This is a genomic window from Myxococcus vastator (assembly GCF_010894475.1).
GTDB classification, from domain to species: Bacteria; Myxococcota; Myxococcia; order Myxococcales; family Myxococcaceae; genus Myxococcus; species Myxococcus vastator.
On the sequence record NZ_JAAIYB010000299.1, the window covers coordinates 1 to 10,675 of the forward strand.

5 protein-coding genes and 3 tRNA genes are annotated in these 10,675 nt (G+C 68.4%); 1 reads left to right on the top strand and 7 read right to left on the bottom strand.

Translation table 11 applies throughout. From position 1 onward, the window contains the following. Window positions 1-633 (top strand): patatin-like phospholipase family protein (locus tag G4D87_RS25360; RefSeq protein ID WP_504112615.1); only part of this gene is annotated, 633 nt, incomplete at its 5' end. A 172-nt stretch (window positions 634-805) separates the two neighbouring features. Here the strand turns inward: G4D87_RS25360 and G4D87_RS25365 are convergent. From G4D87_RS25365 to G4D87_RS25395, 7 genes are all read right to left on the bottom strand, one after another. Next, window positions 806-6,169, bottom strand: coding sequence for a myxosortase-dependent M36 family metallopeptidase (locus G4D87_RS25365; protein ID WP_163784813.1), 5,364 nt, complete (start codon window positions 6,167-6,169; stop codon window positions 806-808). Between the two features lie 372 nt (window positions 6,170-6,541). Further along, window positions 6,542-7,489, bottom strand: coding sequence for an aromatic alcohol reductase (locus G4D87_RS25370; RefSeq protein WP_163784815.1), 948 nt, complete (start codon window positions 7,487-7,489; stop codon window positions 6,542-6,544). A 219-nt stretch (window positions 7,490-7,708) separates the two neighbouring features. Then, a tRNA-Met gene (locus tag G4D87_RS25375) sits at window positions 7,709-7,782 on the bottom strand. 66 nt (window positions 7,783-7,848) lie between these two features. Continuing rightward, window positions 7,849-7,922, bottom strand: a tRNA-Met gene (locus G4D87_RS25380). Window positions 7,923-7,989: 67 nt separating this feature from the next. Then, a tRNA-Met gene (locus G4D87_RS25385) sits at window positions 7,990-8,063 on the bottom strand. A 101-nt stretch (window positions 8,064-8,164) separates the two neighbouring features. Next, window positions 8,165-10,105, bottom strand: coding sequence for a S1 RNA-binding domain-containing protein (locus tag G4D87_RS25390; RefSeq protein WP_163784817.1), 1,941 nt, complete (start codon window positions 10,103-10,105; stop codon window positions 8,165-8,167). 272 nt (window positions 10,106-10,377) lie between these two features. Then, window positions 10,378-10,557 carry a hypothetical protein gene (locus G4D87_RS25395; RefSeq protein WP_240358595.1) on the bottom strand — a complete coding sequence of 60 codons (180 nt, stop codon included), beginning with the start codon at window positions 10,555-10,557 and terminating at the stop codon, window positions 10,378-10,380. Between the last annotated feature and the right edge of the window lie 118 nt (window positions 10,558-10,675).

A 10,675-nucleotide genomic window follows, 5' to 3' on the forward strand; every position in this document is an offset into this window, starting at 1 on the left:
GGGGCGGTGGGCCTGGAAGACCCGGGGGCGCAGCTCTTCGGGCTCGTGCTCTGCGGCCTGGGCAACCTGGTCAGCCGGCGGACGCTGGGGCTCCACCTGGAGCGCGTCATCTTCCATACGGCCGGGGACACCAGCCCCTTCGCCGGGCTCAAGGACCTGCCCTCCACCCACCTGCCACTGACGCGGGAGAACCTGCGGCTGGCGCTGCTGGCGTCAGGCTCCATCCCCCTGCTCTTCAGCGGCGTGCGCATTCCCGGCGCGCCCGCGGGCGTGTTTCGCGATGGCGGCGTGGTCGACTACCACCTGGACCTGGACTTCGGCCCGGGCTCGGGACTGGTGTTGTACCCGCACTTCTATCCGTATGTGGTGCCGGGCTGGTTCGACAAGTCGCTGCGGTGGCGGCGGGCTCGGCCCCAGAACTTCCGCAGGGCGCTGCTCATCGCCCCGTCCCCGGAGCTGGTGGCCCGCCTCCCCGGAGGCCGGATTCCGGACCGGGTCGACTTCGAGCGGATGAAGGACGCAGAGCGCATGCGCGCCTGGAACCAGGTGGTCTCCGAGAGCGAGCGCATGGGCGACGAGTTGCACGAACTGATGGCCACCGGACGCCTCGCGGAGCACGTGCGGCCCCTCTGAGGTCCGCGGCACCTCGGCCCGGAAAAAACCGACGGCCGGCCCCCTGAATCCAGGAGCCGGCCGCCAGGAACTTCCTTTTCAATCGGCGTTCCGCGACGCCCGGACACTCACTTCATCCGGGCCCCGCGAATGGCCTCCTCCCGCCCGGAGGCAGGAGGAGGACCCGCGCGTCTCAGCTCTGACGACGGCGGCGCAGCAGGCCGAGCAGCGCCAGGCCGATCATGCCGACCGGAGCGCCCGCGCCCGTCGCGGAGCAGCCACCACCGTCATCACCACCGCCGTTGCGGGCGGAGAACTGCACGGTGGTGCTGTTCTCGAGGCCGGCCTCGTCCGTCACCGTGAGGCGGAACGAGAACGACGCCGTCTGGTCGTTGGTGTCAGGCAGGTTGACGACCGCAACCGCCTGGTCCGCGCCGGAGATGGTCGCCGTCGGACCGGAGACCTGCGTCCAGGCGTACGTCAGCGCATCGCCGTTCGCGTCGCTGGAAGCCGAGCCGTCGAGCGTGGCCGACGTCTGGTTGCTAGAGACCACCGCGCGAGCGGAGGCCTCCGGCGCGACGTTCTCCTCGGGCGCGGCGGTGACGCGGACGATCGTCACGTCGGTCGACGTCGCGATACCGTCGGAGACCGTGAGCAGGAAGGCCAGCTCACCCGCGGCCGGCGCGGTGAACGTCGGCGTCAGGGCGTTGGCGTCGGACAGCACCACGTCCGGGCCGCCGATCTGCGTCCAGACGGTGGTGAGCGTGTCGCCGTCGGCGTCGGTCGCCGTGCCGTTGAGCGTCACGGTGGCGCCCGCGTCGACAGTGGCCGTCTCACCCGCGTCAGCGTCCGGAGCGGTGTTCTCCGGGATGACCACCGGATCCGCCGCCACGACGACGCGCACGACATCGCTGGTGGTCGAGGTGCCGTCGTTGACCGTCAGCATGAAGCCCAGCGTGTCACCGTTGGCCGTGCTGGGCGCGGTGAACGAAGGCGTCAGGGTGTCGCCACCCGTCAGGGTCACCTGCGTGCCACCAATCTGCTCCCAGTGGTACGTCAGCGTGTCACCCTCGGCGTCGCTCGCGGAGCCGCTGAGCGTCACGATGTCGCCGGCTTCCGCCGTGGCATCGAGGCCCGCATTCACCGTCGGCGGCGCGTTCACCGGCAGAGAACCATCGATGATGGTCACCGGCACCGCCTTGGTGGCAGTGGCCGAGCCGTCCGTCGCCGTCACGGTGAACTCGTACGAGCCCGGGAGCGGCGTGGCGAAGGAGATGGCGGACGTGTCGGCGCCATTGATGGCGACCGTCGAACCACCCGTCTGCTCCCAGCTGTAGCTGAGCGCATCACCGTCCGGGTCGACCGCGGAGGCCGTCACGGTGACAGTGCCCGCGTCGAAGGCCATGGACGTGTCGGAGACGATAGGCGCGCGGTTCACGTGGGTGACCGTCACGGACACCGTGTCGTTCGTGCTGAGGATGCCGTCGCTGACCGTCAGACGGAAGACCAGCGTCTCATCCAGCGTGACCTCGGGCGCGATGAACGTCGCCGTCGGCGTGGTGTAGCCGCGAACCGCGACCGGCGTACCGGAGACCTGGGTCCACAGGTACGTGAGGGCGTCGCCGTCCTCGTCGCTGGCGGAGCCGCTCAGCGTGTGCTCAGCGCGCTCCTCGACCGTGCCGTCGAGGCCCGCGTTCACGGTGGGCGCGCGGTTGGGCGGCGTCACCGTCACGTTCACCGAGTCAATGGTCGAGTTCGTGCCATCAGAGACGGTCAGGTGGAACACCAGCGTGGTGGCCGCGGGGACCTCGGGCGCCGTGAACGACGCCGTCAGGGTGTCGGCACCCGACAGGGTGACCGACGGGCCCGCCGTCTGCGTCCAGGCGTAGGTCAGCGTGTCACCTTCCGGGTCGGTGGCCGAACCGGAGAGGGTCACCTGATCGCCCACCAGGACCGCGGCGTTCGCACCGGCGTTGGCGGTGGGCGCCGCGTTCGGGAGACCGCACACGCCGTCCTCCGTCGCGATGGTGGTGAACGGGGTGTTGGTGATGCCGGTGAACGCGAGGTCATCCAGCAGCCAGCCCGTGTAGCCGAAGCTCATGTCCGTACCGACGCGGAAGCGGATCTGCACCGTCCTGCCAGCGTAGGCCATGCCCAGATCGATGGTCGCGGGCAGCATGCCCGGGAACTCCGGGTTGTAGCTCGACAGCGCGGGCTTGCCGGCCAGCGGGTTCTCGTTGCCCGGGTAGTCCTCGAGCACCGAGTTGTGGATCGGATCGCCGATGTCCACCCAGGTGTTGCCACCGTCGTCGGAGATTTCGACCGTGGCGCCGTCGTAGTCATCCTCGAAGTCCCACGCGTGCATGAAGTTGAGCACGAAGGGCTCGGTCGCACTGACGTGCAGCTCCGGGGTGATGAGACGGACGTCGGCGAACGAGGCGGTGTTCTCCGCGTAGAACGTGCGGTTGCCGTCCTCGAAGGTGACCACGCTGAAGACGGCCGGGGTCAGGTTCTCGTCGTACTCGGTCTCCCACGGCAGGCTTTCCGGGCTGGTCTGCACGTCCTCGATGTTGGAGGTCGCACGCCGCTCGTCGTAGTGCGTCGTGAGCTCGAGGCTCCCGGTGACATCACCCGGAGTCGCCTGGCCCTCATCGCGCACGGCGACGTCGATGGTCACCGCCTGCTGGTCGGTCGCGCCGCTGAGCGTGACCGGGATGGAGATCGTGGCCTCGCTGAACACGGGGATGGCCGGGAAGTTCGCCTCGCCACCGTTGGCAAACGCGACGCCCGCGAAGGCGGACGTCAGCGTGGCGCTGGAGGCGGACGCCGTGCTGGCACCCACGTTGCGCACGGTGACCTCGATGCGGCCCGTCTCGCCGTTGTCGAGGATGCCGTCGTAGTCGCAGTTGCCGCCTTCCACGTCGTCGATGAACTCGGCCGACACGAACTGGATGGCCGAGCCCACGACGAAGCTCTCCACCACACCGGCGTGGTTCGTGGAGAAGCGGTCCGGAGCCTGGGCACCGACGCCCGCGCCGCGCTTGGCGAAGGCAGTCCAGAACCGCTCGGCGTCCGCCGGGTCGTTGGCGTAGGCCGACGCGATGACGGCATCACGCGCCTCCAGGTACGTGGGGCTCGCAGGCGTGAGCTTGTACCCGTTGACCAGGTAGCTCTTCATCCTCTCCTGCGCCTCCTGGAACGGATGCGCGCGGAGCAGCGCCGTGTAGCACTCCCACAGCATCGTGGCCCAGATCTCGCCGGAGTTGTGGACCTGCGAGTTCGGCAGGCCCGTGTTGCCGTTGAACGGCACGTCCGTGGGCAGCGCCACGCCGTCCATGATGTGACGGAACGACAGCGCGTTCTTGGTCTGGTCCGAGGAGTACGTGCCACGGCGGATGCCGTAGAACTCGGAGTTCGCGTCCGCGCGCGTGGCATAGCCCGCGGCGGCGTAGGCGCCGTTCCAGTTCGCGTTGGACGGGACGTTGATGTCCTCGGCGCGAACCATCATCAGCAGGGCGGTGAAGTCACCCCAGCCCTCGCCCATCGACCGGCCCTGGTTGTTCCCCAGACCGGACGAGTTCGCGATGAGGCGGTTGCTGATGTAGTGACCCCACTCGTGCGCCACGATGGCGTTGTCGATGGTGCCGTCGACCCACTGGGTCGGGCCCCGGAACAGCGTGACGTTGAGCTCCGGGATGGCGCCCCGGAGCAGGTTGCCGTCGTCCAGGTTCACGCGGAGCGCCGGGATCGTGATGGGCGAGAGAGGCGTGCCGCCCATGTCAATCGTCGGACCCGCGACGTTGTCGTGGATGATGACGCCGATGGCGCCCGCGTCCTGCGCGTTGAGCACCTTGGCGGTGAAGTCGCAGCTGCCGCGGTCGATGATGGCGATGTTGCCAGCGACCTCGGCCGCGTTGGTCAGCGCGGTGCAGCCGTCACGGTCCGTCGGACCCGTGGTGTTGGCCTCATCCAGCGCGGCCACCACATTGCCGGTGGCGTCGAACGTCTGGGGACCGAAGCTGGAGGAGACTCCACCCTGGTAGTCACCCGCGACCGTCGCCGGAGCGTTCGCCGTCAGGCGCGAGTTGCGCGGGCCGGAGAACAGGTACATCTGCATGCGCGGCGACGCACCATCCGCCGGCGTGAGCATGTTGGCGTTGTCGGTGCCGCTGTAGTCCTGCGCCTGCGCCTGCAGACGGTCACCCGCCACGCCGCCACGCCCGAAGTTGTCCTGCTGGGCGTTGCCGGAGGCCTCGTCGAAGCCGGCGTCGTAGTACCAGTCGTGGAGCCAGTTGTTCAGGAAGAACAGGCTCGTCGTCGCCGCGGCGATCTGCTCCGCGTTGGCGTCCGGCTGGATGTTGAAGTCGATGGTCCGGTCGAACACGCCCGGAGCCGTGACGGAAGCGCGGAGGTCGCCGGTGTTGTAGTAGTCCGGCTCGGTGAGGTCCGCGTACGCGTCGACGTTGTTACCCAGCGTCTCCGTCGCGCCGTCCGGCAGCCAGGGATCGTTCTGGCTGAAGGGGAGGCTCTCGAGCGTGATCAGGTTCGCCGGCACGTAGGGTGACTGATAGCCGTCCGGGAGGCCGGTGGGGTGCGGCGTACCACCGCTGCCAATCGGACCGTCATGCGGCGTGTACGGCGGCGTGGAGTCCGAGAACACGCGATAGCTGAACTCCGCGTGCGCCTTCAGGTCGTTGCGCATCAGCAACTGGCCGTCGGCGGCGGAGATGACGTACGCGAAGTAGTCGGAGTTCACGCTGTCCGCGCGGCCCGTGTTGATCTCCACGTAGTACGCGGGGACCAGCTTGCCAGGCAGCGGGAAGTAGACCTGCTTCGCGCGGGCGGGGATGACAAACCCCTCCTCGAGCGGACGCGCGTAGCTGGCCAGCGTGAAGTGCGAGTACTTGTCGCCCTTCTTGGCGTCGCTCACGCGGGTGAGCAGGTTGCGGTCCAGCGCGGCGCCCGTGAGGTCCTTGTACGCGGCGGCAATGGCCTCGGTCGCCGGCAGCGTGAAGCGCGCCTTGGACCTGGGCATCTGCGCGGCGGCGTGCTTGGAGAGGCTGCCGGAGATGGCAACCACCTCATTGTGCTTGTTCAGCAGGACCTTCAGCGACTGACGGAAGACCTCGATACCCGAGGACTCCTGAGCCAGCGTCACGACCTTCACACCCTGCGTGTTGGTGCTGACGTTCGTGACCTTCGCGCCCGCGGCCTCAAAGGAAGCCAGGCCATAGAGCGGGGCGTGGGCAGCAAGCTGCGCCAGCGCCGCCTTGGCGGGAGACATCTTCGCGTACCCGGCGCTGAGCTTCTTCTGCTCCGCGGTCGGGTTCGTCCAGATGAACGTCGGGGAACCGGTCAGCGAGTCCTTGTGGGCGACCCGCGCCCCCTTGAGGCTGCTGTTGACCGGCTTGAACCCCGCGGCGGCACGGCCCGCGGGCTTCGCGTCCTGGAGGGCATCGTAGTTCGGCAACGTCCGGGCGACGGAACTGGTACCGGACAGTACCAGGGCAAGCCCGGACAGCGTGGCAACCAACCTTCTCACGTGGGGAGACTCCATTTTTACGACGGCGGGGGTAGTCGCCTTCATTACAGCCTGGGCCGAAGGTTCCGGCCCCATCGCCGAAACACCCAGTCACGGTCAGAAGGCGACCGAGTGACAGATTGTCACCTGGTCGAGAGATTAGTGCCCCAGCAGATGTAAGTTAAAAGGCGACACGCGCATTTTTTCCAATGGAGCGCAGAATTCCGTAGTTACGGCAGGTTGCGTAGAAGATGGCGGAGCCATGAGCACCGATTATGGCCGTGCAGGGGCTTCGGGGGTTGTTTTCTGGACACGGGCGTCTGGCGCGACTGGGTGTCCGGGCACTGCGGAACGCCCGTTCACACCCCAGAGGCGCGCTGACACGACTTCGGCTCCGACGCTCGCGGGCTACGGCTGCGATGCGAGTGGCAACGTGACTCGCGCGGACGCAGGCACCCTCCGCCACCGAGCCTCAACGAAGTCGCGCAACGTCATGGGCCGGAGCCGCGTGTACTCGGCATTGGCCGGCTCACGCAGCCGCCCCTTTCCCGCGAGCTGCGAGAGCACGCTCAGGTGCGCGGAGGACGCCTGGACGGACGCGCCTTCGGGCCGCGCGCGCACGAGCTGCCGGCGAAGGTCCTCCACGCTGCCCCTGCACACGCGGCGCAGGCGCTGACCGGTCAGCGCTTCGTACAGGGCGGCCACGTCATTCACCGTCGTCACGTCCCCCACGAACTCCAGCCGCTGGCCGGCGGCGTGAGGATCCACCACCACCTCCGCCACCCAGCGCGCCGCATCCGCCATCGCGGTGACGTCGAAGGGCTCGTCTCCCGTCCCCCAGTACGAGACAACGCCGCGCGCGAAGTCGAACACCTGCGCATGCGGTGACAGCGCCGTCTCCATGAACGCGCCGCACAGGACGAACGTGTGCGGCACGCCACTCTTCACCACGGCGTCGGCGACACGGCGGTGCGCAGCCATGAAGGCGTCACCCGCGTCGGCGTCGGTGTAGTCCAGCGAGTAGTCCGAAGGGATGAAGCGCACGACGCCGTGACGCCGCGCGGAGTCCAGCAAGCGGAGCTGCCCCTCCACCCGCACCTCGGGGGGTCCGCTCACGGCGGAGACCACCGCGTCCACGCCCTCCAACGCCGAATCGAGCGAGCGCATGTCATCCAGCGTCCCGCCCACCAACGTCACCCCATGCTCGGCCACGCCCCTCAGCGCATCGCCGCGTGTGCCCGGACGCACCAACACGTGCAGGTGGATGCCGGGACGCGCCAGCAGCGCCGACGCCAACCTGCCGCCAAAACGCCCCGTCCCTCCGACCAGCAGGACATGCGTGATGTCGGTGTCCATGGACTCCTCCTCGTCGTTGTCGGCGGCGTGAGCCGCACCTCACCGGTGGGGGCAATCCCCTACGAGGAAGATGGACCGTGGTGCTGGGTACGCCTTCACCAGCGAACACAACGCGCTCGGCTGGATGCTGAGCACCGGTGGTGGCGGGCGGTGGCCGTGGCGAGTCGCGCAAAAGGAATCGGCCCGGCCATTCCAGAAGAATGACCGGGCCGACTTGAGTTGCGGGGGCAGGATTTGAACCTGCGACCTTCGGGTTATGAGCCCGACGAGCTACCAGGCTGCTCCACCCCGCGACATGTTTTGAACTCAACCACTCGGAACCCGACGACGATTCCACCCAACCTTCGAAGCACAAGAAATTGCGGGGGCAGGATTTGAACCTGCGACCTTCGGGTTATGAGCCCGACGAGCTACCAGGCTGCTCCACCCCGCGTCATGTCTTGAGACTCAACTATCCGAAACCCGACTGTGATTCCAGTCAACCTTCGAAGCACACAGAATTGCGGGGGCAGGATTTGAACCTGCGACCTTCGGGTTATGAGCCCGACGAGCTACCAGGCTGCTCCACCCCGCGTCAGAGAGAGGCGAGGCGGTAAGTACCGTCCCTCGCCTGTACCGTCAACACCTTTCTCCAGCGCTGACCACATCCACGAAATCAGCGCTGGAGACAGGGAATTACTTGCGCGCCTTGCTGAGCAGATCCGCGAAGGTGCCGAAGCCCTTCTTGCCCGCGCCCTGCGGCTGCTGCGTCTTCTGCCAGGCCTCCACCTCGGCCCGCTCCTCCGCGCGGATGGCGGCGGTGACGGACAGGCGGATCTTCCCGGACGCGTCGATGTCCAGGATGGCCACCTTCACCTCCTGGCCCAGCGAGTAGTGCTTGCGCAGGTCGGTGCCACGCTCGGTGCCCGTCTCGCTCGCGGGCAGCAAGCCCTTGCCGCCCGGGAACGCGAGGAACACGCCGTACGGCTCGATGCGATCCACCTTGCCCACGACGACCTGGCCCACCTTGGGACGGGGCGCGGCGGCCTGCGCCGGGGCGGCGGCCTCCGCGGCGGTCGCCGAGCGCTCCTCGGGAGGACGCTGCGCCTCTTCCTCGGAGATGCGGCGCAGGCCGATGCGCTTCTCGTGCGCGTCGATCTTCTCCACCGACACCCAGAGGGTCTCCCCCTCCTTCACCACGTCGCGAGGGTGCGCGATGCGGCGATCGCTGAGCGCGGAGATGTGGATCAGCCCGTCCACGCCCGGACGCAGCTCCACGAAGGCACCGAACTGCTGCAGGCGGACGACCTTGCCCTGGAGGCGGTCGCCTTCCTTGATTTCGGACAGCGCCTTCTGGAACGGATCCTCCTGGCGCGAGCGCATGGACAGCGTGATGCGCTCCTTCTGCTTGGCCTTGTCCGGCGAGTTGGGCTGGCCCGCCTCCATGCGGAGGATCTCGACCTCGACGTCGTCACCGACCTTCACCACGTCGCTCGGGTGACCGACGCGGGTGTACGAGAGCTCGGAGACGGGAATCATGCCCTCCACGCCGCCCAGGTCCACGAACACGCCGAAGTCGCGCACGCCGGTGACCTTGCCCTTGACGATCTTGCCCTGGGCCAGGTGCTTGCGCGTCTCCGCGGCCAGCTGCCGCTGCTCGTCCTCCAGCAGCGCGCGGCGCGACAGCACCACGTTGCGCTCGCGGACCTCGCTCACGCGGAACTGGAGCTTCTCGCCAATGTACTGGTCCGGCTTCTCCACGTAGCGCAGGTCCAGCTGGCTGATGGGGCAGAACGCGCGGATGTCACCGATGGCGACCTCCACACCGCCCTTGTTCACGCTCAGCACCAGGCCCTCGACGGGCATGCCGGACGCGCGGGCCTCGGCCAGCAGGGCCAGGTTCGCGCTGCCCTTGGCCAGCGCGCGGCTGAGGAGGATGCCCTTGGCGCCCACCTCCACCACGTGCGCGTCGATGGTGTCACCCACGCCGAAGCGCAGGATGCCCTCATCGTCCTTCAGCTCGCGAAGCTCGATCATCGCCTCGCTCTTGGCCGCGCCCTCCACCGACACGAACGCGGTGTCCGCGCCGAGCTGGAAGATGGCGCCACGGACCTTCTCGCCCACGCGCAGGCCCTTGCGGCTGGGCGTGCCACCCTCCTTGGCCTGCGCCTCGAACATCTCGGCGAAGGACTGGGTTTCGGGCACTTCCTCATACAGCGCGGGGGTCGGCGCCGGCGTCGGCGTCACCGGGCGCGGCGTGGGGGCCGGCGTCGCGGCGGAGGACTCGGCGGCGGCGGTCGTCTCCTCGGCCGTCGCGGTCGCCTCGGCGGGAGCCTCCCCCGCCGGGCCGCGCGTCTCGATGGCACCCGACGCCCGCTTCACGACGACCATGGGGCCTGACGGACGACGGTCGCCTCCGCCACGGCGCTCGCCCCCGCCACGGGGCCCCCGCTCGTCGCGCGGCGCACCACCCGCCGGACGCGGCTGGGCCTCGCGCTCGCCACGGCCACTGCCGCCGCGCTCGCCTCCACGGCCGCCGCCACGCTGTTCGCCCCGACCGCCCTCGCTGCGAGCTCCCCCGGAAGGGATGCCGAGCATCACGTCACCGAAGGTGGCCTTCGGCTTCTTGGGACCCATCCCGCCAGAATTGGAACCGTTCTTCTCGTCGCTCACTGCGAGACCTTCCTGAAGCGAATTCGACCCTGGCTTCCCGAGAAGCCGGGCCCCGGTGAAAAAGGCGGCGCACTCTACACGCGCGCCATGTCCGGAGGAAGCCGGATGACGCACATGGCGTTGACGCCAACGCTCCGTCCATAACGGAGGCACCGCGTCAGAGCATCCCCGACCTGATGATTGCAACGCCAAACAACGGCCGCTCGCCAGGCAAGGAGCCAAGCAATTCCAGGCGATTAGCGCACCAGACGCAGCTTTCGCCCCACCTTGCGCAACACCGTTCCCGCCTCCGGGATGCCCAGGGCCGCCGACATGCCGAAATAGACGGCACCGAACGGGAGCGCCACCGCGGCGAAGCCCAGGACGGGGTGCAGGCGCGGCGGCATGAGGAAGTCCCCCCCCCACTCCGCCGTCACGCCGGGCATCGGCCCGAGCAGCGAGGTGACTGTCTCTTATCCACATCTGACTCTGCCGCCGAAGCTAGAAGCGTAGATCTCGGAGGTAGGCGGAACATTAAAATAAAAAGACACGAGA